The organism is Streptomyces sp. AN091965 (assembly GCF_022698285.1).
In the GTDB taxonomy this organism is placed as follows: domain Bacteria; phylum Actinomycetota; class Actinomycetes; order Streptomycetales; family Streptomycetaceae; genus Streptomyces.
In genome coordinates, this window is record NZ_JALDMY010000001.1 from 3,561,741 (window position 1) to 3,587,227 (window position 25,487).

General features: G+C 73.2%; 23 protein-coding genes. 12 read left to right on the plus strand and 11 right to left on the minus strand.

Annotation, left to right across the window (positions count from 1 at the left end; all coding sequences use genetic code 11):
• The first annotated feature begins 14 nt into the window (after positions 1–14).
• Positions 15–1,472, plus strand: a complete 1,458-nt coding sequence (locus MQV74_RS14865; RefSeq protein WP_242717859.1) for an MFS transporter — start codon at positions 15–17, stop codon at positions 1,470–1,472.
• Between the two features lie 105 nt (positions 1,473–1,577).
• Here MQV74_RS14865 and MQV74_RS14870 read toward each other — a convergent pair whose 3' ends face one another.
• On the minus strand, positions 1,578–1,721 hold the full coding sequence (locus MQV74_RS14870; RefSeq protein ID WP_242717861.1) for a hypothetical protein: 144 nt from the start codon (positions 1,719–1,721) through the stop codon (positions 1,578–1,580).
• Entirely contained in the window at positions 1,718–2,062 is a 345-nt protein-coding gene (locus MQV74_RS14875; protein WP_242717863.1) for a DUF6247 family protein, read from the minus strand. Before MQV74_RS14875 ends, MQV74_RS14870 begins: the two co-directional genes overlap by 4 nt.
• Before the next feature lie 232 nt (positions 2,063–2,294).
• On the opposite strand from MQV74_RS14875, the gene MQV74_RS14880 reads away from it, so the two are divergent.
• The 3 genes from MQV74_RS14880 (at position 2,295) to MQV74_RS14890 (ending at position 5,561) form a co-directional block, all read left to right on the plus strand.
• Positions 2,295–3,311 carry an aldo/keto reductase gene (locus MQV74_RS14880; protein WP_242717865.1) on the plus strand — a complete coding sequence of 339 codons (1,017 nt, stop codon included), beginning with the start codon at positions 2,295–2,297 and terminating at the stop codon, positions 3,309–3,311.
• Between the two features lie 35 nt (positions 3,312–3,346).
• Positions 3,347–3,940, plus strand: coding sequence for a TetR family transcriptional regulator (locus MQV74_RS14885; RefSeq protein WP_242717867.1), 594 nt, complete (start codon positions 3,347–3,349; stop codon positions 3,938–3,940).
• 91 nt (positions 3,941–4,031) lie between these two features.
• On the plus strand, positions 4,032–5,561 hold the full coding sequence (locus tag MQV74_RS14890; protein ID WP_242717869.1) for a GMC family oxidoreductase: 1,530 nt from the start codon (positions 4,032–4,034) through the stop codon (positions 5,559–5,561).
• Positions 5,562–5,583: 22 nt separating this feature from the next.
• On the opposite strand, the gene MQV74_RS14895 is transcribed toward MQV74_RS14890, so the two are convergent.
• Together MQV74_RS14895 and MQV74_RS14900 are read right to left on the minus strand one after the other, a co-directional pair.
• On the minus strand, positions 5,584–5,793 hold the full coding sequence (locus tag MQV74_RS14895) for a hypothetical protein (RefSeq protein ID WP_242717871.1): 210 nt from the start codon (positions 5,791–5,793) through the stop codon (positions 5,584–5,586).
• Positions 5,794–5,868: 75 nt separating this feature from the next.
• Entirely contained in the window at positions 5,869–7,248 is a 1,380-nt protein-coding gene (locus tag MQV74_RS14900; RefSeq protein ID WP_242717873.1) for a glycine--tRNA ligase, read from the minus strand.
• A 277-nt stretch (positions 7,249–7,525) separates the two neighbouring features.
• Between MQV74_RS14900 and MQV74_RS14905 the strand changes: the two genes are divergently transcribed.
• The 4 genes from MQV74_RS14905 (at position 7,526) to MQV74_RS14920 (ending at position 10,819) form a co-directional block, all read left to right on the plus strand.
• Positions 7,526–8,518 carry a metal ABC transporter substrate-binding protein gene (locus MQV74_RS14905; protein ID WP_242717875.1) on the plus strand — a complete coding sequence of 331 codons (993 nt, stop codon included), beginning with the start codon at positions 7,526–7,528 and terminating at the stop codon, positions 8,516–8,518.
• A 41-nt stretch (positions 8,519–8,559) separates the two neighbouring features.
• On the plus strand, positions 8,560–9,345 hold the full coding sequence (locus tag MQV74_RS14910; RefSeq protein ID WP_242717877.1) for a metal ABC transporter ATP-binding protein: 786 nt from the start codon (positions 8,560–8,562) through the stop codon (positions 9,343–9,345).
• A gap of 10 nt (positions 9,346–9,355) precedes the next feature.
• Positions 9,356–10,249, plus strand: coding sequence for a metal ABC transporter permease (locus MQV74_RS14915; RefSeq protein ID WP_242717879.1), 894 nt, complete (start codon positions 9,356–9,358; stop codon positions 10,247–10,249).
• Between the two features lie 159 nt (positions 10,250–10,408).
• Positions 10,409–10,819 (plus strand): Fur family transcriptional regulator, encoded by a 411-nt coding sequence (locus MQV74_RS14920; protein ID WP_242717881.1) that lies wholly within the window; start codon positions 10,409–10,411, stop codon positions 10,817–10,819.
• A gap of 57 nt (positions 10,820–10,876) precedes the next feature.
• On the opposite strand, the gene MQV74_RS14925 is transcribed toward MQV74_RS14920, so the two are convergent.
• From MQV74_RS14925 to MQV74_RS14940, 4 genes are all read right to left on the minus strand, one after another.
• Positions 10,877–11,698: an isoprenyl transferase gene (locus tag MQV74_RS14925; RefSeq protein WP_172386326.1), complete on the minus strand. Its 822-nt coding sequence runs from the start codon at positions 11,696–11,698 to the stop codon at positions 10,877–10,879.
• Between the two features lie 58 nt (positions 11,699–11,756).
• On the minus strand, positions 11,757–12,503 hold the full coding sequence (recO, locus tag MQV74_RS14930) for a DNA repair protein RecO (protein WP_242717883.1): 747 nt from the start codon (positions 12,501–12,503) through the stop codon (positions 11,757–11,759).
• A gap of 162 nt (positions 12,504–12,665) precedes the next feature.
• Positions 12,666–12,881: a hypothetical protein gene (locus MQV74_RS14935; RefSeq protein WP_030674182.1), complete on the minus strand. Its 216-nt coding sequence runs from the start codon at positions 12,879–12,881 to the stop codon at positions 12,666–12,668.
• Positions 12,878–13,120 carry a hypothetical protein gene (locus MQV74_RS14940; RefSeq protein ID WP_242717885.1) on the minus strand — a complete coding sequence of 81 codons (243 nt, stop codon included), beginning with the start codon at positions 13,118–13,120 and terminating at the stop codon, positions 12,878–12,880. The genes MQV74_RS14935 and MQV74_RS14940 overlap by 4 nt, the downstream gene beginning before the upstream one ends.
• Positions 13,121–13,235: 115 nt before the next feature.
• Here MQV74_RS14940 and MQV74_RS14945 point away from each other — a divergent pair, with 115 nt between their 5' ends.
• Together MQV74_RS14945 and MQV74_RS14950 are read left to right on the plus strand one after the other, a co-directional pair.
• Positions 13,236–14,078 carry a helix-turn-helix domain-containing protein gene (locus MQV74_RS14945; protein WP_242717887.1) on the plus strand — a complete coding sequence of 281 codons (843 nt, stop codon included), beginning with the start codon at positions 13,236–13,238 and terminating at the stop codon, positions 14,076–14,078.
• On the plus strand, positions 14,060–14,254 hold the full coding sequence (locus MQV74_RS14950; RefSeq protein ID WP_138959637.1) for a DUF397 domain-containing protein: 195 nt from the start codon (positions 14,060–14,062) through the stop codon (positions 14,252–14,254). Before MQV74_RS14945 ends, MQV74_RS14950 begins: the two co-directional genes overlap by 19 nt.
• A 57-nt stretch (positions 14,255–14,311) precedes the next feature.
• Here the strand turns inward: MQV74_RS14950 and MQV74_RS14955 are convergent, their stop codons facing one another.
• Positions 14,312–20,923: a non-ribosomal peptide synthetase gene (locus MQV74_RS14955; protein ID WP_242717889.1), complete on the minus strand. Its 6,612-nt coding sequence runs from the start codon at positions 20,921–20,923 to the stop codon at positions 14,312–14,314.
• Positions 20,924–21,469: 546 nt separating this feature from the next.
• Positions 21,470–22,108: a TetR/AcrR family transcriptional regulator gene (locus MQV74_RS14960; protein WP_242717891.1), complete on the minus strand. Its 639-nt coding sequence runs from the start codon at positions 22,106–22,108 to the stop codon at positions 21,470–21,472.
• 83 nt (positions 22,109–22,191) lie between these two features.
• Between MQV74_RS14960 and MQV74_RS14965 the strand changes: the two genes are divergently transcribed.
• A complete protein-coding gene (locus MQV74_RS14965) occupies positions 22,192–22,623 on the plus strand; it encodes a nuclear transport factor 2 family protein (protein ID WP_242717892.1) in 432 nt (143 codons plus the stop codon).
• Positions 22,616–23,509 carry an NmrA family NAD(P)-binding protein gene (locus tag MQV74_RS14970; RefSeq protein WP_242717893.1) on the plus strand — a complete coding sequence of 298 codons (894 nt, stop codon included), beginning with the start codon at positions 22,616–22,618 and terminating at the stop codon, positions 23,507–23,509. The genes MQV74_RS14965 and MQV74_RS14970 overlap by 8 nt, the downstream gene beginning before the upstream one ends.
• Here the strand turns inward: MQV74_RS14970 and MQV74_RS14975 are convergent.
• Positions 23,467–25,374, minus strand: a complete 1,908-nt coding sequence (locus MQV74_RS14975; RefSeq protein WP_374120622.1) for a beta-galactosidase — start codon at positions 25,372–25,374, stop codon at positions 23,467–23,469. The two genes, MQV74_RS14970 and MQV74_RS14975, sit on opposite strands and share 43 nt — an antisense overlap.
• Between the last annotated feature and the right edge of the window lie 113 nt (positions 25,375–25,487).

Here is a 25,487-nt window from a genome sequence, read left to right on the forward strand (position 1 = left end):
ATACCGTCGGCTGTATGCCCGAGTCCGAGCTGAGCCCCCGGCGCCGCCAACTGGTGCTCGCGATCTGCTGCATGAGCCTGCTGATCGTGAGCCTGGACAACACCATCCTGAACGTCGCCCTGCCCACCATGGCCAGGGAGTTCGACACCAGCATCTCGGGCATGCAGTGGACGGTCGACGCGTACACCCTGGTCCTCGCCTCGCTCCTGATGCTGGCGGGCTCGACGGGGGACCGCGTCGGGCGCCGCCGGGTGTTCCAGGCGGGGCTCGCCGTCTTCACCCTCGGCTCGGTGCTGTGCTCCCTCGCCCCGAACCTGGAGTCGCTCGTCGCCTTCCGCATGATCCAGGCGGTGGGCGGTTCCATGCTCAACCCCGTCGCCATGTCGATCATCACGAACACCTTCACCGAGCCGCGCGAGCGGGCCCGGGCCATCGGGGTGTGGGGCGGGGTCGTCGGCATCTCCATGGCGGCGGGCCCGCTGGTGGGCGGCCTGCTCGTGGACGCGGTGGGCTGGCGCGCGATCTTCTGGGTGAACCTGCCGGTGGGCCTCGTCGCGCTGTTCCTGACCACCCGGTACGTCCCGGAGTCCCGCGCGCCGAAGCCGCGCCGCGCCGACCCGGTCGGGCAGGTCCTGGTGATGCTGCTGCTCGGCGCCCTCACCTACGCGATCATCGAGGCGCCCACGGCGGGCTGGACCTCGCCGCTGATCATGCTGTGCGGGGGCACCGCGGCCGCGGCGCTCGCGGGGCTGCTCCTGTACGAGCCGCGCCGCGCGGAGCCCCTCATCGACCTGCGGTTCTTCCGCTCGGCGCCGTTCAGCGGGGCCACGGTCATCGCGATCAGCGCGTTCGCCGCGCTGGGCGGCTTCCTGTTCCTGTCCACCCTCTACCTCCAGGACGTACGCGGCCTGGACGCGCTGCACGCGGGCCTGTGGATGCTGCCCATGGCGGCGATGACCCTGGTGTGCGCCCCGCTCTCCGGGCGCCTGGTCGGCAGCCGGGGCCCCCGGCCGTCGCTCCTGGTCGCGGGCGTCGCCATGACGGCGTCCGGTGTCCTCTTCGCCGCCTTCGACGCGGCGGACGAGCCCGCCACCCGCCTCCTCGCCTATGTCCTCTTCGGCATCGGCTTCGGCGTCGTGAACGCGCCCATCACCAACACCGCCGTGGCCGGGATGCCCCGCGCCCAGGCCGGGGTGGCCGCCGCCGTGGCCTCCACCAGCCGCCAGATCGGCCAGACCCTCGGCGTCGCGGTGATCGGCGCGGTCCTGGCCTCCGGCGTCACGTCGTCGTACGCGCGGGACTTCACGGCGGCGAGCCGCCCGGCCTGGTGGATCATCACGGGCTGCGGTGTCGCGGTGCTCGTCGTGGGCGCCCTGACCAGCGGCCGGTGGGCCCGCGCCACGGCCGGGCGCACGGCGGACCGCCTGGCCCCGGAGCCGGACGGGGCACCCCAGGCGTCCAGGCCCACCTGACGGGGCCGGCCGAGGCCCCCCTCCGCGTCCGCGGGAGCAGCGACCGCCACTCGGTACGGATCCGCCCCACCGAACGCGGCACCGCCCACGCCGTCGAGGCAGGCGTCACTGCCAGAAGATCTCCTCGACGACGATCTGCGGATCGTCCACGCGGTGCATGAAGACGTACCGGAGGGCGTCGCGCGCGGCTTGCGCCTTGAGGGTCCAGTCCATCTGCCAGGGAGGCCCGAAGAACCCGCCGTCGCTCATTGGCCGGGCTCCGTGCGGGCGGCCATGTGGCGGATGTTGGACGCCTCCTCCAGGAGCTTCCCGGCTTCGGCGACGTCCGTGGCCTCGGTGGCGCGTGCTTCGAGATCCGTCAGGTGGGCGTCCAGGTGCGGGTCTCGGGCGATGGCGTACTCACCCCACCAGCGGGCCATGAACGCGGGCACAGGGCCGAGGTCGTACGTGTCGGCGATCGCCCGCTTCCAGTGCGCGTCGAAGTCGGGGAGCAGCCGCGGTGCGTACTGGGCGATGGCGTCGCGGAGGGCCTTGGGAGTTCTCTCCGGCATGGGCGGGATGCCGGGCGAGTCGGTAGCGGCGGTGCTCATGTCGTCTCCTCCATCGGCCCGTGCCTCTCCGGTTCCGGAGCCTACCGCTGCGGCCCGGCGCCACGCGCAGGTTCCGCCAGGGCCGCGGGAGCTGCGGCCCCGGGCGACAAGTTACAGATTACAGAACTTGAAATCTGTAACCGGAGGGTGCATGCTGGAGGTGCGGCGCTTGGTCGGTCCTCCCCCGGGACCGTGACGCCGTCCCCTACCCAGCACACCCCCAGGAGCCCTCATGCGCACCCTGAAGCTCGGCAGCACCGGTCCCGTTTCCTCCGCTCTCGGTCTCGGCTGCATGGGGATGTCCGCGCTGTACGGCGAGGCGGACCGGGGCGAGTCGATCGCCACCGTCCACGCCGCGCTCGACGCGGGCGTCACCCTGCTGGACACCGGCGACTTCTACGCCATGGGCCACAACGAGCTGCTCATCGGCGAAGCCCTGCGCACCGCGCCCGCCGCGCACCGCGAGAAGGCGCTCACCAGCGTGAAGTTCGGCGCCCTTCGGGACCCGGACGGCGGCTGGGCCGGCTACGACGGGCGGCCCGCCGCGGTGAAGAACTTCGCCGCGTACTCGCTCCAGCGCCTCGGCGTCGACCACATCGACGTGTACCGCATCGCCCGCGTCGACGAGACCGTGCCGATCGAGGAGACCGTCGGCGCCATCGCCGAGCTGGTCGAGAAGGGCCACGTGCGGCACATCGGGCTGTCCGAGGTCGGCGCCGACACGCTGCGCCGGGCCGCCGCCGTCGCACCGATCTCGGACCTCCAGATCGAGTACTCCCTGATCTCGCGCGGCATCGAGGACGAGATCCTGCCCACCGCCGCCGAGCTCGGCATCGGCGTCACCGCGTACGGCGTGCTCTCGCGCGGCCTGATCTCCGGGCACTTCGCGCGCGACCGCAAGCTCGCCGCGAACGACTTCCGCGGCGTCAGCCCCCGCTTCCAGGGCGAGAACCTCCAGCGCAACCTCGACCTCGTCGACGCCCTGCGCAAGATCGCGGAGGCGAAGGGCGTGAGCGTCGCGCAGACCGCGATCGCCTGGGTGCTCGCCCAGGGCCCGCGGTTCGGCGCGAGCGTCGTGCCGCTGGTCGGCGCCCGCCGCCGGGACCGCCTCACCGAGGCCCTCGGCGCCCTGGACGTCCGGTTCGACGCCGCCGACCTGGCCGCCGTCGAGGAGGCCGTGCCCGCGGGCGCGGCCGCGGGCGACCGCTACCCCGAGGCACAGATGGCACACCTCGACAGCGAGCGCTGACGAGGGCGCCGAAGGCGCCGGGTACCGTCTTGGCCATGGCTACGACCGAGACCCTGACCGCCGAGCGCATCCTCGCCACCACCGAGGACGTGCTGCGCCGCCACGGGGCCGCGAAGGCCACCGTGGTGGACGTGGCCCGCGCGCTCGGCGTCAGCCACGCCGCCGTGTACCGCCACTTCCGTACGAAGGCGGCGCTGCGGGAGGCGGTCACCGAGCGCTGGCTGGACCGGACGACGGCCGAGCTCCAGCGCGTCGTGGACGACCGCTCGGCGCCCGCGGACGAGCGGCTGCGCCGCTGGTTCACGGTGCTGTTCGCGGCCAAGCGCAGGAAGGCGGGCGACGACCCGGAGCTGTTCGCCACGTACGAGGTCCTGCTCGGCGAGAACAGCGGCGTGGTGGAGGCGCACATCGCCGACCTGGTCTCCCACCTGCGCGTGATCGTCGAGGAGGGCGTCGCCCGGGGCGAGTTGGCCTCGCCCGTCGCGGACGCGGGGCTCACGGCCCGCGCGGTCTTCGACGCCACCGGCCGGTTCCACGACCCGGGCTACTCCCGCGAGTGGTTCACGCCCGGCATCGACGAGGCCTTCGCGGCGGTCGTCGACCTGACGCTGGCGGCCCTCCGCCCCTGAATCCCCTGCGTTTTCGGCGTTTCGCTGCGCCCCGGCCGCCCCTCCTGATTGCCTGGCCCCACCCATCACCCAGGCAGACAGGAGGGGCCAAGTGGCTTTAGGGGCAAGGGAGTTGGCGACGGAGTACGACTACGTCGTCGTGGGGGCCGGATCCGCCGGATGTGTCGTCGCGGCCCGGCTCAGCGAGCAGCGGGACCGCACCGTGCTGCTCCTCGAAGCGGGCCCCGAGCGCCCCAAGGCGGACCTCGCGACGCCGTACGCGTGGCCCTCGCTCATGGGCGGCGACGCCGACCACGGCTACCGGACGGTGCCGCAGCCGGGTGTCGGCGGGATCTCGCTGCCGTGCCCGAGGGGCCGGACGCTCGGCGGGTCGAGCGCCGTCAACGGCCTGGTGTTCCTGCGCGGGCACCGCGCGGACTACGACCGCTGGGCGGCGGCGGGCTGCGCGGGCTGGGGCTTCGACGACCTGCTCCCCCACTTCAAGCGCATGGAGTCGGTGCCCGGCGGCGACCGGGCCCACCGCGGGGACGCGGGCCCGCTGCGGGTCGCGCCCGTGCGGCCCGAGGACGCCAACCCGCTGTCCGCGGCCTTCGTCGAGGCCGCCGTCGCGGCGGGCCACGCGCGCACCGACGACTTCAACGGCGCGGCCCAGGAGGGCGTCGGCTGGCCCGACCTGACGATCGCCGACGGGGCGCGGCAGAGCGCCGCCGACGCGTATCTGCGCCCCCTGGACGGCACCCGGCCGAACCTCACCGTGTCCGCCGACTCCCGCGCGCGCCGCCTCCTGCTCGACGGCGACCGGTGCACCGGTGTGGAGTTCCTCCGCGGCGGCGCCCCGGTCACGGCGCACGCGCGCGCCGAGGTGATCGTGTGCGCGGGGGCCGTCGACTCGCCCCGGCTGCTGCTGCTCTCGGGCGTCGGCCCCGCCGACGAGCTGCGCGCGGCGGGCGTCGACCCGTGCCACGACCTGCCGGGCGTGGGCCGCGCGCTCCAGGACCATCCGCTGTGCGGGGTGGTCTTCGAGGTGGACCCGCCGATCCCTGCGGGCCGGGCGAACCTGTCGGAGGCCTCGTTGCACTGGCGCAGCGAGGCGTCGCTGCCGGGCCCCGACATGCAGGTGCTGTGCGTCCACGTCCCGTACCACCCGCCGACGCTCGCGGCGCCGGAGAACTGCTTCACGCTCGGCGTGGCCACGGTGCCGCGCTCCCGGGGCGCGGTGCGGATCGCGGACGCGGACCCGGACACGCCGCCGCTGATCGACCCGGGCTATCTGACCGACGAGGACGACGTACGGCGCATGCTGCACGGCATCGAGGTGGCGCGGGAGATCGCGGCCGCCGGGCCGCTCGCCCGCTGGGGAGCACGGGAGGTCCTGCCCGGCCAGGCGCGCACGCGCGCGTTCCTGACGGCGGCGACGGGACCGTACTTCCATCTGGCGGGCAGCTGCGCGATGGGCACGGGGGCGGACGCGGTGGTCGACCCGGAGCTGCGGGTGCGGGGCCTGCGCGGCCTGCGCGTGGCGGACGCGTCGGTGATGCCGTCGATCGTGTCCGTGAACACGCACGCGGCGGCGCTGGTGATCGGCGAGAAGGCGGCGGCCCTCGTGCGGTCCGGAACCTGAGGCCTGGCCCGAAGGCGGGCCCCTAGGGCCCGGCCGCCGGATTCACCGTCGCCTGGTGGATGCGCTCCAGGTGTTCCTCGGCCTGGAGCCAGGGCAGGAACCGTGCCCGCGCGTGCCAGCCGCAGGTGTCACAGACCAGCTGCCGCCGTGCGCCCGCCCGGTGCAGGCGCACGACGTGGGCGCGCCCGTGCTGGTCCCATCTGCTGACCTTGCGCGTGGCCGTCGTCCGCATGGCCCTCAGTGTGCACCGGAGCCCCCGGTTCCGTTCCAGGAACCGGGGGCTCGGTGGCGCAGTGGTGCGGTCGCGTCAGCAGCCGACGAGACGCGTGGCGAGGTAGCCCTCGATCTGGTCGAGGGAGACCCGCTCCTGCTTCATGGTGTCGCGCTCGCGCACGGTCACCGCGTTGTCCTCAAGGGTGTCGAAGTCGACGGTGACGCAGTACGGCGTGCCGATCTCGTCCTGGCGGCGGTAGCGGCGGCCGATGGCGCCCGCGTCGTCGAACTCGATGTTCCAGTTCTGCCGGAGCGCGGCGGCCAGGCCCTTGGCCTTCGGGGACAGCTCCGGGTTGCGGGACAGCGGCAGGACCGCGGCCTTCACCGGGGCGATGCGGTGGTCGAAGCGCATGACCGTGCGCTTCTCCAGCTTGCCCTTGGCGTTGGGCGCCTCGTCCTCGAAGTACGAGTCGAGCAGGAAGGCGAGCATGGTGCGGCCGACACCGGCCGCGGGCTCGATGACGTACGGCGTGTAGCGCTCGCCGGCTTCCTGGTCGAAGTACGACAGGTCCTGGCCGGAGGCCTTGGCGTGCGCGGACAGGTCGTAGTCGGTGCGGTTGGCGACGCCCTCCAGCTCGCCCCACTCGCTGCCGCCGAACTGGAAGCGGTACTCGATGTCAGCGGTGCGCTTGGAGTAGTGGGAGAGCTTTTCCTTCGGGTGCTCGTACCACCGCATGTTCTCCTCGCTCAGGCCGAGACCGGTGTACCAGTTCCAGCGCTGCTCCATCCAGTACTCCTGCCACTTCTCGTCCTCGCCCGGCTTGACGAAGAACTCCATCTCCATCTGCTCGAACTCGCGGGTGCGGAAGATGAAGTTGCCGGGCGTGATCTCGTTGCGGAACGACTTGCCCATCTGGGCGATGCCGAACGGAGGCTTGCGCCGCGACGTCGTCTGCACCTGGGAGAAGTTGGTGAAGATGCCCTGCGCGGTCTCGGGGCGCAGATACGCGACCGAGCCGGAGTCCTGGGTCGGGCCGAGGTGCGTGGAGAGCAGGCCCGAGAACTGCTTGGGCTCGGTGAACTGGCCCTTGGTGCCGCAGTTGGGGCAGTTGATGTCCGCGAGGCTCTCGGGGGCGCGGCCCTTCTTCTCCTCGTACGCCTCCTCCAGGTGGTCGGCGCGGTAGCGCTTGTGGCAGGAGGTGCACTCGGTCAGCGGGTCCGTGAAGGTGGCGACGTGACCGGAGGCCTGCCAGACCTCGGTGGCCAGGATCACGGACGAGTCGATGCCGACGACGTCTTCCCGCGAGGTGACCATGTAGCGCCACCACTGGCGCTTGAGGTTCTCCTTCAGCTCGACGCCCAGCGGTCCGTAGTCCCAGGCGGCGCGCTGGCCGCCGTAGATCTCGCTGCAGGGGAAGACGAAGCCTCGGCGCTTGCTCAGGCTGACGATGGTGTCGATCTTGTCGGCGGCCACGGTGCTCTCTTCATTACGACGACGACGAAACGGCCGCCCTGTGGGCGGCGGCTCCAGGAGCGAATGCTTCAGGTTACCGGCGCCCGCACCCCCCGGATCAAATCGGTTCTCCCCCCGGCCGATTCCCTCCCACCCACCCGCCCCTCTCCTCCACCTTCGCCCCTTTCCCGGCCCGTACGGCGGCCGAGGGCGCACGCGGCGGCGCACAGCGTGAGGCCGGGCACATGGGGCGGGGGTTTGTTGACAATCGTTTCCATAATTGTTGAAAATGAGTGTCATGAACGTACGACGCCACCTCATACCCCGCACCGCCCTCACCGCCGCCACGGCCCTCGCCCTCGCCACCCTCTCGGCGTGCGGCTCCGACGACCCCGCGGCCACGAACAACAAGGGCAAGCTCGACGTGGTGGCGTCGTTCTACCCCATGCAGTACCTCGCGGAGCAGATCGGCGGGAAGCACGTCGAGGTCACCAGCCTCACCGAGCCCGGCCAGGAGCCGCACGACCTGGAGATCAGCGCCAAGCAGCGCGCCCAGCTGGAGGAGTCCGACGCGGCCCTCTACCTGAAGGGCCTCCAGCCGAACGTGGACGAGGCGATCAGCCAGTCCGCCGTCAAGACGAAGATCGACGCGGCGACCCTCACCAGCCTGGAGAAGCACGGCACCGAGGTGGGCGGCCACGCCGAGGAACACCCCGAAGAAGGCGAAGAAGAGGGTCACGAGGGCCACGACCACGGCCACGACCACGGCGGCAAGGACCCCCACATCTGGCTGGATCCGGTCAGGTACGGCGAGGTCGCCGAGGGCGTCGGCAAGGCCTTCGCGAAGGCCGACCCCAAGCACAGGGCCACGTACGAGAAGAACACCGAGGCCCTGGTGAAGAAGCTCAAGGGCCTCGACACGGAGTTCAGGAACGGCCTGAAGGACACCAAGACCAAGGTCTTCATCACCACGCACGCGGCCTTCGGCTACCTCGCCGAGCGCTACGGCCTCACCGAGGAGGCCATCTCGGGCCTCGACCCCGAGGGCGAGCCGAGCGCGAACCGCGTGCGGGCGCTCCAGAAGATGGCGAAGGCCGACGGCGTGACGACGGTGTTCTACGAGACGCTCGTCAGCGACAAGACCGCGAAGACCCTCGCGGACGACACCGGGCTCAAGACGGACGTACTCGACCCGATCGAGGGCATCACGGAGAAGTCCCGGGGTGACGACTACGTCCAGGTGATGCGGTCGAACCTGAAGTCCCTGCGCACGGCGCTGGGCGCCAAGTGACCACCGGCCGAGGGCCGACCCCCTCCGGAAAGGGGCACGACATGGGCAACGCCAGCGACGGCGCGGGTGAGCCCGTCATATCCCTGCGCCGGGTGACCGCCGAGCTCGGCGCGCGCCCGGTCCTGCGCGGCATCGACCTGACGGTCGGCGCGGGCGAGGTCGTCGCGCTGCTCGGCGCGAACGGCTCGGGCAAGTCCACCGCGGTGCGCGCGGTGATCGGCCAGGTGCCGGTGACGGGCGGCGCGATCGAGCTCTTCGGCACGCCGCGCCGCCGCTTCCGCGACTGGTCCCGCGTGGGCTACGTACCGCAGCGCACCACGGCCGCGGGCGGCGTGCCCGCGACCATCACGGAGGTCGTGGCCTCCGGCCGCCTCTCGCGCACCAGGTTCGGCGTGCTGCGCAAGGCCGACCGGGAGGCCGTGCGCGACGCCCTGGAGCAGGTCGGCATGGCCGACCGGGCCAAGGACTCCGTGAACGCCCTGTCGGGCGGCCAGCACCAGCGGGTGCTCATCGCCCGCGCCCTGGTCTCCGAGCCCGACCTGCTGATCATGGACGAGCCGATGGCGGGCGTGGACCTCGCCAGCCAGGAGGTCCTCGCGGCCACCCTGCGCCGCCAGGTGGAGCGCGGCACGTCCGTGCTGCTCGTGCTGCACGAGCTGGGCCCCCTGGAGCCGCTGATCGACCGCGCGGTGGTGCTGCGCGACGGCTGCGTGCTGCACGACGGGCCGCCCCCGAAGGCCGTGGGCCAGCACGCGCTGCCCGGCCACGACCACGTACATCCGCACGAAGCCGACGCGGCCCCCGTCCGCACCGGCCTGCTGACCTGAGGACCCGGCGATGGAAATCCTGAACTACGCGTTCATGCAGCGGGCGCTGCTCGCGGCCGTCCTCGTCGGCATCACGGCCCCGGCCGTCGGCATCTATCTGGTGCAGCGCCGCCAGGCCCTGATGGGCGACGGAATCGGCCATGTGGCGATGACCGGCGTCGGCCTCGGCTTCCTGCTCTCCACGTCTCCCGTGTGGATGGCGACGGCCGTCGCCGTCGTCGGCTCCGTGATCATGGAGCTGATCCGCTGGTACGGCCGCACGCGCGGCGACATCGCCCTCGCGATGCTGTTCTACGGCGGCATGGCGGGCGGCGTCATGTTCATCAACCTCGCGCCGGGCGGTTCGAACGCGAACCTCAGCTCGTATCTGTTCGGCTCGCTCTCCACCGTCTCGCAGGACGACGTGACGGCGATCTGCCTGCTCGCCGCGTTCGTGGTCCTGGTGACCGTCGGGCTGCGCCGCCAGCTGTTCGCGGTGAGCCAGGACGAGGAGTTCGCGCGGGTCACGGGCCTGCCGGTGCGCGCGCTCAACCTCCTGACCGCGGTCACCGCGGCGGTCACCGTCACCGTCGCCATGCGCGTGGTGGGCCTGCTGCTCGTGTCGGCCCTGATGGTGGTCCCGGTGGCGGCGGCGCAGCAGCTCACCCGCAGCTTCGCGGCGACGTTCGCGATCGCGGTGGCGATCGGCGTCACCGCGACGATCGGCGGCACGGTCACCTCGTACTACCAGGACGTGCCGCCCGGCGCGACGATCGTGCTCCTGACGATCGGGGTGTTCATCGCCCTGACGATCCTGGCCGCGCCGCTCGCCCGCAGAAGGGCGCGGTCCGCGGCCCGGGGGGACGCGGCGTGCACGGCGGACGTGCCGGGCGCCCGAGGCACGGCGGACGGGGTCAAGGTCTGAGACGGCTCCCGTCGGGGCAGTGATCGAAGAGGCATGGTCCAGACCGCGCCGGATCACTGTCCGAGAGCACTCTGGTCACGGTGGAGTATCGACCTGGCACAATGGCGGGGCGAGAGACGACCTGTGACAACTGTGCGGACGAGCGCTGAGGAGGCATCTGTGACGACGGCGGGACCCCCCGTGCGAGGCCGGGCCACACGGCAACGAGCCGCGGTGGCTGCGGCTCTCGACGAGGTGGACGAGTTCCGCAGCGCGCAGGACCTCCACGACATGCTCAAGCACCGCGGCGACTCGGTCGGCCTGACCACGGTCTACCGCACGCTCCAGTCCCTCGCCGACGCCGGCGAGGTGGACGTCCTGCGGACCAACGACGGCGAGGCGGTCTACCGCCGCTGCTCGACCGGCGAGCACCACCACCACCTGGTGTGCCGCGTCTGCGGCAAGGCCGTGGAGGTCGAGGGCCCGGCGGTGGAGAAGTGGGCGGAGGCCATCGCCGCGGAGCACGGGTATGTGAACGTGGCGCACACGGTCGAGATCTTCGGTACGTGTGCGGACTGCGCCAAGAAGTAGCGGCACGCACGAGGGCCCGCACCGTCAGTACGACGGTGCGGGCCCTCTGCCGTGCGCCTAGCCCTTCTTGAGCTGGTCCTCGTTCGGGATCGCGCCGCCGAAGCGGCGGTCGCGCGAGGCGTACTCCAGGCACGCCCGCCACAGGTCGCGACGGTCGAAGTCCGGCCACAGGACGTCCTGGAACACCATCTCGGCGTACGCGCTCTGCCAGATCAGGTAGTTGGAGGTGCGCTGCTCGCCGCTCGGGCGCAGGAACAGGTCCACGTCCGGCATGTCCGGGTAGTACAGGTACTTCGCGAGGGTCTTCTCGGACACCTTGGACGGGTCGAGCCGCCCGGCGCGCACGTCCTCCGCGAGGGCCTTCGCGGCGTCGGCGATCTCGGCGCGGCCGCCGTAGTTCATGCAGAAGTACAGCGTCAGCTTGTCGTTGTCCTTGGTCTGCTCCTGGGCGACCAGGAGTTCGTTGGCCACGGACTTCCACAGTTTGGGCATGCGGCCCACCCAGCGCACGCGCACGCCGAGCCGGTCGAGCTGGTCGCGGGACTTGCGGATGAAGTCCCGGTTGAAGTTCATCAGGAAGCGGACCTCGTCGGGCGAGCGCTTCCAGTTCTCGGTGGAGAAGGCGTACAGGGAGATGCTCCCCACGCCCATCTCGATCGCGCCCTGGAGGACGTCGAGGACGCGCTCGGCGCCGACCTTGTGCCCTTCGGTGCGCGGCAGGCCCCGCTCCTTGGCCCACCGGCCGTTGCCGTCCATGACGACGGCGACGTGCTGCGGGACGAGCTCGCCGGGGATCTTCGGCGGCCGCGCGCCCGAGGGGTGGGGCTCGGGCGAGGTGTACTCACGGCGGGACCGTCCGAGGATTCCGCGTCGTGCCATGGGGAGCTACTCCAGTTCTTAGCGATCTTCGCGGGCTGCGTGCCGCTGTGGCCCGCGGCTACTTCTCCACGTACCGAAGCGAGCGCAGCCCGCGCTCCAAGTGCCAGTGCAGGTAGGCCGATACGAGCCCGCTGCCCTCCCGCGCGTGCCGGGACTCGCAGGCGTCCGCCGTCTGCCAGTCACCGGTCAGGAGCGCCGCGAGGTGCGCGAGGGTCTCCGCCGACGGTACGACGCTGCCCGGCACCCGGCAGTCCACGCAAATCGAGCCGCCCGCGGCGACCGAAAAGAAGCGGTTGGGGCCCGGCATGCCGCATTTGGCACAGTCGGTGAAGCTCGGCGCGTAGCCGTTCACGGCGAGCGAGCGCAGCAGGAACGCGTCGAGGACGAGGTGCGGCTCGTGCTCGCCGCGCGCGAGCGTCCGCAGAGCGCCGACGAGCAGCAGGTACTGCTGCACCGCGGGCTCGCCCTCGTGGTCGGTGAAGCGCTCCGCCGTCTCCAGCATCGCCGTGCCCGCCGTGTACCGGGCGTAGTCGGTGACGATGCCGCCACCGTACGGAGCGATGGTCTCGCTCTGCGTGCACAGCGGGAGGCCGCGCCCGATCAGCTCGCTGCCCCGCGCGAAGAACTGCACGTCCACGTGCGAGAACGGCTCCAGGCGCGCGCCGAACTTCGACTTCGTCCTGCGCACCCCGCGGGCCACGGCCCGCACCCGCCCGTGCCCGCGCGTGAGCAGCGTGATGATGCGGTCCGCCTCACCCAGCTTCTGGGTGCGCAGCACGACACCGTCGTCACGGAACAGGCTCATGGGCCCATTCTCCCGTATGCCCGGGGGGCACCGGGGCCGGGGCGGCCCCGGCCCCCTGCCCGGCCTGGCGGCACCCCTGCTCGCCTGCGAGTTCGCTGGGGCTGATCGCGCAGTTCCCCGCGCCCCTTCGGGGCACTCCCCCAGCCGGGCTTACGCCCGCAGTCAAGGCACCTCCCCCCTGCTCCGCGCGTTCGCGTACGCCGTCGCCGCGCGCAGGCGCTCCGCCGACGTCGCCGTCCGGAGCTTCTCCGGGGCGCAGTCCCACTCCCGCCCGCCTCCGTACGGGCGCAGCTGTACGTACGGCCCCTCGTGGCCCATCACCCTGCCGACCCTCCCGGTCCGGGTGTCCACCGCGTACGTTCCGATGGGGAGCCTCATGGGTGCACCCCCGCGCCTGGCAGCAGGGCCGCGAGGCGTGCCGCCGCCTCCACCGAGCACCGCCCGAGGTCCACCAGGGGGCACGGCGCCTGCCGCGCGACGGTCGCCGGGTCCACCCGCAGCGACGGCAACGACATTCCCGCCCTCTCCAGGGCAGCGCGCAATTCTTTCACCGTGTCCTCCGCCTCTTCCACACACGCCCGCGAGTGCGACTCGCCGGTGGCTCCATTCGCCGTCACGTGGCTCCCCTTAGTCGTTGAATTTCACGCTTCGTGTCTCCACCGTGACGCAGTGCGTCTACTGTTGGCAGGAGTCTGTGCTCTACAACGTCGGCGCAGAGGAGGGGAGTTATCCATGGCCAAAGGTGCCCATGGGTCACGCCAGGCGGCCTGGGAGTTCTTCGGGGCGGAGTTAAAGCGACGGCGCGAGAACGCGGGCCTCACCCAAGTGGAGTTGGGGGCCCGCGTTTTTGTGTCCGGCGGCTACATCGGCCAATTCGAACAGGCCATTCGGAAGCCGCAGTTGGACGTGGCTCAGCGGATCGACGAGGTCCTGCAAACCGAGGGCTTTTTCGAACGTACCTGGCGCAAGTTGATCGACGACAAGCGCTACGCGGACTATTTCGCCGCCGTCGCGGACCTGGAGGCCCTGGCCACAAAGATCTGCGAGTTCGCTCCGTCGGTGGTTCCGGGCCTGTTGCAGACAGCGCCGTACGCGAAGGCGGTCACCCTGGCGGCCAATCCGTTCGCCGCCGACGAGTACGTCGACGACATGGTGTCCGCCCGGCTGGACCGGCAACGCATCCTCGCGGACGCGGCACGGCCTGTGTATTGGGCGATCCTGCACGAGAACCTGCTGTCCGTGCCGGTCGGCGGCAGCGTCGCGATGGCGGAGCAGCTGGAGCACATCGCCGCGCTGGCACGCGAGCGCAAGGCACTGGTGCTGGTGCTGCCGCGCGCGGAAGGAGCCTGCGCCTCCATGACTGGAGATCTCAGGCTTATGGAGTTCGACGATGCTCCGCCTACGGTCTATACAGAGACCTCGTTTTGGGGCGAACTGCTGGACGATCCAGCCGTAGTGAAGCGTGCGCAGCACGCATACGATCTGCTCAGGGGCGCCGCGCTGTCGCCGGGGGTGTCCCTCGCCCGGATCGAATCGGCGGCTAAGGACTTCAGACGATGCGCGAGTACGACCTGAGCAACGCCCGCTGGCGCAAGAGCAGTTACAGCAACGGCGAGGGTGGCAACTGCGTCGAGGTCGCTGACGGACGTGACGGGGTCGTCCCCGTTCGGGACAGCAAGGTCCCAGGCGGCCCCGCCCTGGTGATAGGCGGGGCCGCCTGGGAAGCCTTCATCCGCGAGGTGGCCCGCTAGGGGGCGCCCCCGAAGGGGCGCGAGGAACTGCGCGGCCAGCCCCAGCGAACCGGCAGGCTACGACGTCGCGGCCTCGCTGAAGCGGCGCAGCCGAGGCGCGGAGTCGACCGGGGCCGAGGCCACCGTCCGCGCGAGGTCCGCGATGCTGTTGGCCTCGAACACCGCCCGGATCGGCACCCGCACCCCCATCGCCTTGCTGATCCGGCTCGCGAGCTGCGTCGCGTACACGGAGTCCCCGCCGAGGCGGAAGAAGTCGTCGTCCATGCCGACCCGCTCGACGGAAAGGACCTGCCCGACCAGCTCGCAGAGCTGCCGCTCCTGGTCGGTGGACGGCGCGACGTACGTGCTCGCGGCGGCCTCGGGCGCGGGCAGCGCCCCCTTGTCGACCTTGCCGTTGGTGGTCAGCGGCAGCGCGTCGAGGACCATGACGACGGCCGGGACCATGTGCTCGGGCAGGGTCTCCGAGGCGAAGGTGCGCAGCTCCTCCACCGACAGGGGGGCGGTGGAGTCGGCCTGTTCGGGGACGACGTACGCCACGAGGTGCTTGCCGTGCCCGGTCGCGTCCTCACGGGGCACGACCACCGCCTGGGCCACGTCCTGGTGCTGCTCAAGGGCTGCCTGCACCTCGCCCGGCTCGATGCGGAAGCCGCGGATCTTGACCTGGGCGTCGGCGCGGGCCCGGAAGTCGAGGCGGCCGTCGGGCGTCCAGGCGACCACGTCACCGGTGCGGTACATGCGCCCCCCGGCCGCGCCGAACGGATCGGCGGGGAACCGCTCGGCGGTCAGCGCGAACCGCCCCCGGTAGCCCCGGGCCAGGTGGTCGCCCGCGATGTACAGCTCACCGGGCGTCCCGGGCGGCACCGGCCGCAGCGCCCCGTCGAGGACGTAGAGCCGGGTGTTGTCCAGGGGGCGGCCGATGGGCACCGCCGCGCCGATGTCGTCGGGGCCCGCCATGGGGTGGGAGGAGACGCCCACGGTGGCCTCGGTGGGCCCGTACAGGTTGACCACCCTGGTGCCGGGGCAGGCCGCGAGGACCCGCTCCGCCGTGGCCGGGGGCAGCACGTCACCGCCCGACCACACCTCGCGGAAGCCCGCGAAGACCTCGGGCTGCTCGTCGGCGACCACCCGGAACAGGCCCGTCGCGAGGAGCGCGCCGGTCGGCCGGTGCTCCTCGGCGATCCGGGCGAGAGTGGCGACGTCCAGGCGTCCGGGCGGGGCGACGACGATGGCGCCGCCGTTGAGCAGCGGCACCCACAGTTCGTAGGTGGAGGCGTCGAAGGCCTGCGCCGAGTGCATCAGGACCCGCTCGTGCGCCCCGCCCTCGTAGACGCGGTCCGCGGCGAGCGCGGTCACGGCCCGGTGGGGGACGCCGACGCCCTTGGGCGTGCCGGTCGAGCCGGAGGTGTACATCACGTAGGCGAGGCGGTCCGGATGCCCGTGCCAGGACGGCGGCAGGGCCTCGTCGCCGACGGCCGCGAGCTCGGCCTCCGTGCCGGGGTCGTCCAGGACCAGGCGGGGGCAGTCGGCCGCGGGCAGAGCGGCGGCCGTCCGCCCGACGGTCACCAGGGCGGCGGGCGCGGCGTCGCGGAGCATGAACTCCAGGCGCGCGGCAGGGTAGTCCGGGTCGAGCGGCAGATAGGCGCCGCCCGCCTTGAGGGCCGCGAGGACGGAGACGACGTACGCGGCGGAGCGGGGCACGGCCACGGCGACGACCGCGTCCTGGCGCACGCCGCGCTCGCGCAGCAGCCGGGCGAGACGATTGGCCCGGCCGTCGAGCTGCCGGTACGTCAGGGTGGTGCCGTCGGCCTCCGTGAGCGCGGTCGCGTCCGGAGTGGCGGCGACGTGCCGCGCGAAGGCCTCGGTGACGGTCTCCTCGGGAAGCTCGCGAGCGGTGTCGTTGAACGTCTGGAGCACGCGCGCGCGTTCCGTGGCGCCGAGCGCCCCGACCTCGCTCACCCGGACGTGGGGGTCCCCCGCGAACCGGCCGAGGACGTAGGCGAACCGTGCGGCGAGCTTGTCGGCAGCGGCCTGGTCCAGGACGTGCCGCTGGTAGTGCACGACGAGCCGCAGGTGCGGGCCGTCCGGGTAGACGAACACCGTCACCGGATAGTGGCTGGCGGTGAACGAGCGCAGCCCGGTCACGGTGAACCCGGCCGCCGCGCTCGCCTCGGCCACGGCCACGCGGTCCAGCGGGAAGGACTCGAAGCCCATGGCCGTGTCGAACAGCTTCGGCAGCCCGGTGCCGCGCTGGATGTCGGCGAGGCTGTGGTGATGGTGGTCCAGGAGGGCCGCCTGCCGCCGCTGGAGGTTCCTGAGGACCTGCGCGACGGTGTCGCCCGGCGAGTACTTCACGCGCACCGGCGGCGCGTTGAGGAACATCCCGACGATCGACTCCACCCCCGCGAGGGCGGGCGGCCGTCCCGACGAGGGCGCCGCGAACACCACGTCCTGGCGGCCCGTCAGACAGCCGATGAGGACGCCCCAGGCGCCCTGCACCAGCGTGTTGAGGGTGATGCCCAGCTCGGTGGCGCGCCGGGTCAGCTCCCGCGCCCGCGCCGCCGGGAGGGGCACGTCGGCCAGGCCGATGCCGGTGCTGTCGGCGTCGGACTCCGCCTCGGGGAACAGCAGCGTGGGCTCCTCGACCCCCGCGAGCTCCTCCTGCCACACCCGGGCCGGATCCCCGGAGTCCTGCCGGGCCAGCCAGGCCAGATAGTCGCGGTAGCCGCGGGCCCTCGGCAGCGCGGACCCGTCGCCGTCGGCGGCGTAAAGGCGCAGCAGGTCCTGTGTGAGCAGCGGCAGGGACCAGCCGTCGAGCAGCACGTGGTGGGCCGTCAGGACCAGTTCGTGCCGGTCGGGGGCCAGCGTGAGCAGGGCCATGCGCAGCATGGGCGGGGCGGCGGGGTCGAACAGGACGGTGAGGTCGTGCGCCAGGAACTCCTCCAGGGCGTCCCGCTGCGCCGCCTCGTCGAGCGCGCCGAGGTCCCGCGTCGTCCAGGGCAGGGCCACGCCGTCCACGAGGAGCTGGACGAGTTCGCCGCTGGGGCCCGGCACGAACGCGGTGTGCAGCGCGGGGTGGCGGTCGAGGAGGGCCTGCGCGGCGCCGCGCAGCCGCTCGGCGTCCACCGGCCCCGACAGGTGCAGCGTGTACTGGCACAGATAGGCGTCGAAGGCCGCCCCGGACTCGCGCGCCATCGTCGAGTGGAACAGCAGGCCCTTCTGGAGGGACGACAGGGGCCAGATGTCGGTGAGCCCGGGGTAGCGCTCCCGCCAGCCGTCGATGTCGGCCTGGTCCACCTTCACCAGGGGCATGTCGGACGGGGTCGGGCCGCCCGCGCCGGGCCGCTCGGCGTGCCGGGCCAGGCCTTCGAGCGCGCGGCACCACAGCTGTGCGAGCTCTTGGACGTCGGCCTCGGACAGGACGCCCTCCGGCGCCGTGAACAGGGCGCCGAGGCACGGGCCTTCGGCGGTGTCGGACACGTGGGCGTTGATGTCCAGCTCGGCGGGGGCCCGCATCGCCGGGTCCTGCCCGGCGTCCAGCTCGGCGAGCTCGGCGACGCCGGGCGCCTGGGTGAAGCCGAGGCCGCGCAGCTCGGCGGGCATGTCGGCGTCCGCGGAGAACCGGCCCAGGTAGTTGAAGCCGATCTGCCCCACGGGGTGCGGAGCCAGGACCGCGGCCGTCTCGGGGTTGAGATAGCGGAGGAGGCCGTAGCCGATGCCCTTGTCGGGGAGGGCGAGGAGCTGCTCCTTGACCGCCTTGACGAGGGCCCCCGCGGCGGGGCCGCCCGCGAAGGCCTCCTCCAGATCGGCGCCCGACACGTCCAGGCGTACCGGGAAGAAGCTGGTGAACCAGCCGACGGTGCGGGACAGATCGGCGCCGGGAGCGGCCGCCTCCTCGCGCCCGTGGCCTTCCAGACGGATCAGCGACGACGGCTCGGCCACGCCGCGCGCCGCGCGCCAGCGGGCCACGGCCATCGCGAGGCCGGTCAGGAGCCCGTCGTTGACGCCGCCCCGGAAAGCGGCGGGCAGCGTCGTCAGGAGGGTCTCGGTGACGTGGGCCGGGAGCTGGACGCGGACCTTGGACAGGGTGGCGACGGTGTCCACCGCCGGGTCGAGGCGGCGCGTGCCCAGGTCCGGGTCGGGGCCGGTCACGACGGAGCGCCACAGGCCGAGCTCGGCGGCGCGCTCCGGGCGCCGGGCCTCCGTCACCAGGGCGTGGGCCCAGCGGCGCACCGAGGTGCCCACCGGGGCGAGGTCGGGGGTCTCGCCCCGGCCGACCGCCTGCCAGGCCCTGGCCAGGTCCGGCATCAGGATCCGCCACGAGACGCCGTCCACGACGACGTGGTGCAGCACGGCGAGCAGCCGCCCGGCCCGGCCCGCGCCCGCGTCGAACCACACGAACTGGGCCATCACGCCGCCATCGGGGTCCAACCGTCCGGCCGCCGCGTCCAGTTCGGCCAGGAGCAGGCCGCGCCAGGCCTCGGCGGGCCCGGCCTCCCCCGCCGCGTCCCAGGGGCCGTCGTGGGGGACGCGGTGGATCAGGGCGTCCGCGTCCACCGCGCCGACGGGGGCGACCACCAGGCCGGGGCCTTCGTCGGAACCCTCCTCGGTCAGGCGGGCGCGCAGCAGGTCGTGGCGGTCGAAGAGCGCGCCGAGCGTCGCCGCGAGACCCGCGCGGTCGATGCCCTCGGGCAGTTCGAGGACCATGGCCTGCGAGAACCGGCCGAAGCCCGGACCCCACTCCCGTACCCAGTGGGTGACGGGCAGGTGCGGCAGGAAGCCGACGCCGCCGCCGTCCAATTCGTCGAGGACGAGCGCCGCGGTGTCGGCCGTGGTCACGGCCTCGGCGAGGGCCGCGACCGTGCGGTGCTCGAAGAGGTCGCGGGCGCTGACGGCGAGGCCCTGGCCCCGGGCGCGCGTCGCGACCTGGATGGACTGGATGCTGTCGCCGCCGACGGCGAAGAAGTCGTCGTCGACGCCCACCCGTTCCACGCCGAGGACCTCGGCGAAGAGCGCGGCCAGGCACTCCTCGCGGGCGTCGCCCGGGGCCCGGTACTCCGCGCCGTGGAACTCGGGGTCGGGCAGGCCCGCCCGGTCCACCTTGCCGCTGGCCGTCAGGGGCAGCTCGTCGAGCACCACGAACGCGGCCGGGATCATGTACGAGGGCAGCCGCTGCGCGAGGTACGCCCGCAGCTCCCCGGGCCCGGCGCCGGAGTCGAGGGAGAAGTGGCCGGTGCCGCCGCCGCGCCCGGCCTCGAACGTCTCCTCGCCCGCGCGGACGGTGTACGCCACCAGGTGCTTGCCCCGGCCGCCGGACAGTTCGCGCGGGACGACCACCGCGTGGGCCACCTGGCGGTGGGTCTCCAGGGCGGCCTCGATCTCCCCGGGCTCGATGCGGAAGCCGCGGATCTTCACCTGGGCGTCGGCGCGCTCGCGGAACTCCAGCTCGCCCTCGTCCGTCCAGGCCACGAGGTCGCCGGTGCGGTACATGCGCTCACCGGACCCGTCGAAGGGGCAGGCCACGAACCGCTCCGAGGTCAGAGCCGCACGGCCCAGATAGCCGCGGGTCAGGCCCTCGCCCGCGAGGTACAGCTCGCCGGGGACGCCCGGCGCCACCGGCCGCAGCCCGGCGTCGAGGACGTACGCGCGCGTCCCCTCCAGCGGCGAGCCGATCGGCACGGGCTCGCTCACGGCGTCCGCCGAGGTGACGGGGCGGCAGGTGGCGTAGACGGTGGACTCGGTGGGCCCGTAGGCGTGGTGGACCGTCAGGCCGGGGCAGGCGCGCAGCACCCGGCGCACCGCTTCGGGCGGCACGACGTCGCCCCCGGTCCACACCTCGTCGAGCCCGGCGAAGGCGTCCGGCTGCTCGTCGGCCACCACGCGGAACAGGCCCGCGGACACGAAGGTCCCGGTGACGCCGTGCCGGGTGATGAGCGTGGCCATGGCGTCGCCGTCCAGGACGCCGGGCGGGGCCACCACGACGGTGCCGCCGTGCAGCAGGGGCATCCAGATCTCGTAGGTGGAGGCGTCGAAGGCCAGCGGGGCCTGCTGGAGCGTGGTGGTGTGCGGGCCGCCCGCCACCCGGGGGTCGGCGACCATGGTCAGGACGCCCCGGTGGGTGACGCCCACGCCCTTGGGGGTGCCGGTGGAGCCGGAGGTGTAGATCACGTTGGCGAGTCGGCCCGGCCCGTGACCGGCCCGTGGCGGGGGCCCGGCCGGGGCGGACGCCAGTGCGGCGGCCGTGTCCGGGGTGTCGAGGAGCAGGCGCGGACGGTCGTGGTCCGGCAGCTTCGCGGCCGTGGCCGTGTCGGTCACCACGACGACGGGCGCCGCGTCCGCCAGCATGAACGCGAGCCGCCGCACCGGGTATCCGGGGTCCAGCGGCAGATAGGCGCCCCCCGCCTTGAGCACGGCGAGGACCGTCATCAGGTACTCCGCGGAACGGTCGAGCGCCACCGCGACCAGCGACTCCTCGGCCACCCCCCGCGCCCGCAGCACGCGGGCCAGTCGGTCGGCCCGCTCGTCGAGCCGGCCGTACGTCATCGACGCGCCGTCGGCGCCGACCACGGCGACGGCGTCCGGGGATGCGGCCGCCCGCCCCTCGAAGACCGCGGCGATGGTGGCGCCGGAGGCCTGCGCGGCCCCGGCGCCCGTCCCCTGAAGATGGGTCACAAGAAACTCCTACTGATTCCGGAATAGGCCGAACGTGAGGTCAACCCGGACCCAGAACCGGGGCACGCGGAAGGAGCGAACCGGCGCGCACGGGTCATTTCCGCGCGCACGGCTCTTCCGCGTGCAAGGAGCACGGCGGCCGACGCGGGCGGGGGGACGCGCACGCCGGCAGCCGTTGGGCGACGGCCGGCACGGGCGGGGGGGCGCGCGTGCCGACAGCCGCGTACAGCTGTCATCGAAGGTGAGAAACAGGAGCGCCGCGCGTGCGGCGCCACGACCGGGGCGGAATTCGGCTCAGCGAAGTGCCGGAATCCGGCCGGTCTCTTTGCCGGACCTTAACTCGATCTCTCGTACGAGGAAAAGACCGCAGCGCATTGCTGACGCACGCCATCGGCCCGGCTCAAGGGGATGGAAGTCGTCCGTATTTCTGGAACACCCGGGCGGGATGTCTGGTCGACGAGACAGCGGGCGGAAGGGAATTCCCGCGCCTTCCGGCCCCGCTTCTCCACCGCGTGCACACCGGATGCCCGCGGCCCGGGGACGCCCTCAACCGAGCACGTTCGCCACGTACGCGGCGAGCCGCTCCCGCAGCTGCGGTGCCGTCACGCCCTCCACCGCCGCCAGGTGTTCCACGAGGTCCGCCCGCACGGCCGCGAGCAGCGCGTGCGCCGCGAACCCCGGGTCGGGCACGCCTCCCGCCGCCGCGAGGGCGTCCCGCAGGACGCCGTGCCACCAGGCGTAGTGCGCCGACCGGTAGGGGCTGGTGCCGCCGGGCTCCTCCAGGGCCAGCGCGAGGGGGCGGTTGTCGAGCTTGAAGCCGAGGAGCGCGTCCAGGAGCGCGGGGACGCGCTCGCGCGCGGGGGTGTCCGGGCCGAGCGGCGCGGGCCCCGACTCCACCGCCGCGCGCATCGCCCCGCTGCGCGCGTCGAAGACGGCGCGGATCAGCCCGTCCCGGTCCCCGAACCGCCGGAACAGCGTGCCCTTGCCGACCCCGGCCGCCGCCGCGACCTGGTCCATGGACACGCCGCGCGGGCTCTCGCCGCGGGCGAAGAGGGCGTCGGCGGCGGCGAGGACGGCCTCGCGGTTGCGGGCCGCGTCGGCGCGGGCCTTGCGCACGGGCGTCTCGGAGCTCTCCGGATTCCCGGGATTTCCGGAGCTCTCGGGGCTCTCAGGGCTCTTGGGCATCAGCTCACCTTTACAAAGCGGACTGCCAGTCCGTATCGTCGAAGCGGACCAGCAGTCCGAATCGTAAGGGACGGTACTCCCCCATGCCCACCACCCCACCCTCCGACGCTCGCCCCGCCGAGCTGTTCCGGCACGGCCTCGACCTCCTGATCCGCGGTGACATGGAGGGCTGGATCGCCCTCTTCGCCGAGGACGCCGTCGCCGAGTTCCCCTTCGCGCCCGACGGCTACCCCCGGCGGCTCGACGGCCGCGCCGCCCTCGGCCCCTATCTGCGCGGCCTCAGCGACCACATCGCGTACGACGCGTTCCCGTACGTGGAGGTCCACGAGACGGGCGACCCGGGCACGATCGTCGCGGAGATGCGCGCCGAAGGCCGCGTGACCGCCACCGGCGGCCCCTTCGAGATGACCTACGTCGCCGTCGTCACGGTCCGGGACGGCCTGATCGTGCGCTACCGCGACTACTGGAACCCGCTCGCCGTCCCCGCGTCCCTGACGGCGGCCGTGAATGACTGAGCCACTGAAGACGGCCGAGCCGCTGACCGTCCTCGTCACGGGCGCGACCGGCACCACCGGCAGCCGCGTCGCCGCCCGGCTCGCCGCCCTCGGCCACACCGTGCGCGCCGCGAGCCGCCGGGGCGGGGCGGGCCGCGACGCCGTCAGGTTCGACTGGTACGACCCGGACACGCACGCCGAGGCCCTGCGCGGCGCCGACCGCGCCTATCTGGTCCCGCCCGTCGCCGAGCCCGACCCGGCCGCCGTCATGGGGCCCTTCCTGGAGCAGGCCCGCGCGGAGGGCGTGACGCGCGTGGCGCTGCTGAGCTCCTCGGCCATCGAGGCGGGCGGCCCCGGCGTCGGGCGGGTGCACCAACTCCTCGCCGACGAAGGACCGTTCGCGGAGTGGTCCGTGCTCCGCCCGTCGTGGTTCATGCAGAACTTCACCGGGGACCATCTGCACGCCGAGAGCATCCGGGGCGACGGCGTGCTCACCACCGCGACCGGCACCGGACGCGTCGGCTTCGTCGACGCCGACGACATCGCCGCCGTGGCCGCCCGCGCCCTCACCGACCCCCTCCCACCGGGGCCCGACCTCGTCGTCACCGGCCCCGAGGCGCTGTCGTACGCCGACGTGGCGGCGGTCGTCAGCCGCGTCACCGGCCGCGCCGTGCGCCACCGGGCCGTGCCGCCCGACGCGCTCGCGGCGCGGCTGACCGAGCACGGCATGCCCGCCGCGTTCGCGCGGATCCTGGCCGCGCTCGACGACGGCATAAGCCGGGGCATCGAGGACCGGGTCACCGACACCGTCGAGCGCGTCACGGGCGCATCGCCCCGGAGCTTCGCGCGGATGTACCGGGACGCCTACGCGTCGTCCCGCTCGACGGCCACCGCCCCGTCGCGGTAGTCGAGCCGCACCCGCAGCCGCTCCCCCGCCGCCGTGACCCGGGCCCGCACCTGCACGCCCTCGTCAAGGCCTGCCGCCACCGGGCGCACCCCGCACTCCGCGCGCACCCGGTCGAGCAGGGCGCGCAACGCCTCCGGGCCGGGGTCGCAGGCCACGTACCAGGCGGTGCCCCGCCCGTACGCGTGCCGGGTCACGGCGGGCCCGTCCGTGCCGAAGCCCGGCACGGCCCCGGCGCCCTCAAGGCGGAGCACCTCCCCCCAGCCGCCGTCCGCGCGCGGCGCGAACTCCTCCACCGTCAGGCCGAGTACCTCCCGGAACGGCCCCGGATAGCCGCCCAGATACACCCGGTCGTGCTCGTCGGTGATCCCGGAGAAGTACGACATCACGAGCGTGCCGCCGCCCTCCACGTACGCCACCAGGCGCGCGGCCACCGACCGCGACACGGAGTACAGATGCGGCACGAGCAGCAGCCGATAGCCCGTCAGGTCCCCGTCGACCGGCACCACGTCGCACGCTACAGACGCGTCGTAGAGAGGCCGGTGGTACGCGAGCGCGCCCTCCAGGTAGTCCACCTCGCTCGGGTGGGCGCCCGTGTCCAGGGCCCACCAGGCGCCCCAGTCGAACAGGAGCGCCGCGTCGGCCCGCTCGGGCACCGCGCCGAGCAGCTCGGGCCGCCCGGCAAGCTCCGCGCCGAGCGCGCTCACCTCGCGGAAGATCCGCGTGTCGGGGCCCGCGTGCGGCACCATCGCCGAGTGGAACTTCTCGGCGCCGCCGCGCGACTGGCGCCACTGGAAGAACAGGACCGCGTCGGCGCCGTGCGCCACCGCCTGCCAGCTGTCCAGGCGCATCCTGCCGGGCGGCTTGCGGCCGTTGTGGGGCCGCCAGTTGACCGCCGACGGCGCCTGTTCGAGCAGCAGCCAGGGGCGCCCGCCCTTCAGGCCGCGCATCAGGTCGTACGAGAAGGCCGCGCGCCGGGCGGCGTCCGGGTCGTGCGGGTCCGGATAGGAGTCGTAGGAGACGACGTCGAGGTGCGGCGCCCAGCGGAAGAGGTCCAGGGTCCTGGCGACGGGAACGAAGTTGGTGGTGACGGGCACGCCCGGGGTCAGTCGGGCGAGCACGGCCTTCTCCGCCCGGTAGCAGTCGAGCAATTCATCGGATGAGAAGCGCCAGTAGTCGGCGAGCTGGGCGGGGTTGCGGAAGGACGGCGCGGCGCGCGGGGTGTGGATCTCGTCCCAGGCGGCGTAGTGCTGCGACCAGAAGTCCGTGGACCAGGCGTCGTTGAGGGCGTCCAGGGTCTCGTAGCGGGCGCGCAGCCAGGTGCGGAAGGCGGCCGCGGACACCTCGCAGTGGCAGTGCCGCGAGACGTGGCAGCCGTACTCGTTGCCGATGTGCCACAGGGCGAGCGCGGGGTGGTCCGCGTACCGCGCGGCGAGGCGCTCCACCAGGCGCACCGCGTACCGCCGGAAGACGGGGCTCGACGGGCACCAGTGCTGGCGCGAGCCCGGGTAGAGCCGGGTGCCGTCCTCCAGGACGGGCAGCGTCGCGGGGTGCAGCCGGGCCAGCCACGGCGGCGGTGACGCCGTCATCGTCGCCAGGCACACCCGCACGCCCGCGGCGGCGAGCCGGTCCATGTGGTCGTCCAGCCAGGTGAAGTCGTGGCCGCCGGGCGTCGGCTCGGTCCGCGCCCATGCGAAGATCCCCAGCGTGACGAGGCCGACCCCCGCCTCCCGCATCAGCCCGACGTCCTCGGCGTGCACGTCCGGGCCCCACTGCTCGGGGTTGTAGTCCCCGCCGAAGCCCACGGATCCCAGCGGTCCGCGCCACCACCGGAGCCGCCCGCTCTCCTCGCCCACGTCCCGAAACACCCCCGTCCGACACCTTGACCAGGCCCTGGCCCGCTCCTATGGTCGCTGCGCCAGCACGACGTAGGACGTCGGACCTTTGAGCCGCAGCGTACTCCCGCGGGGCCCGCCCGGGC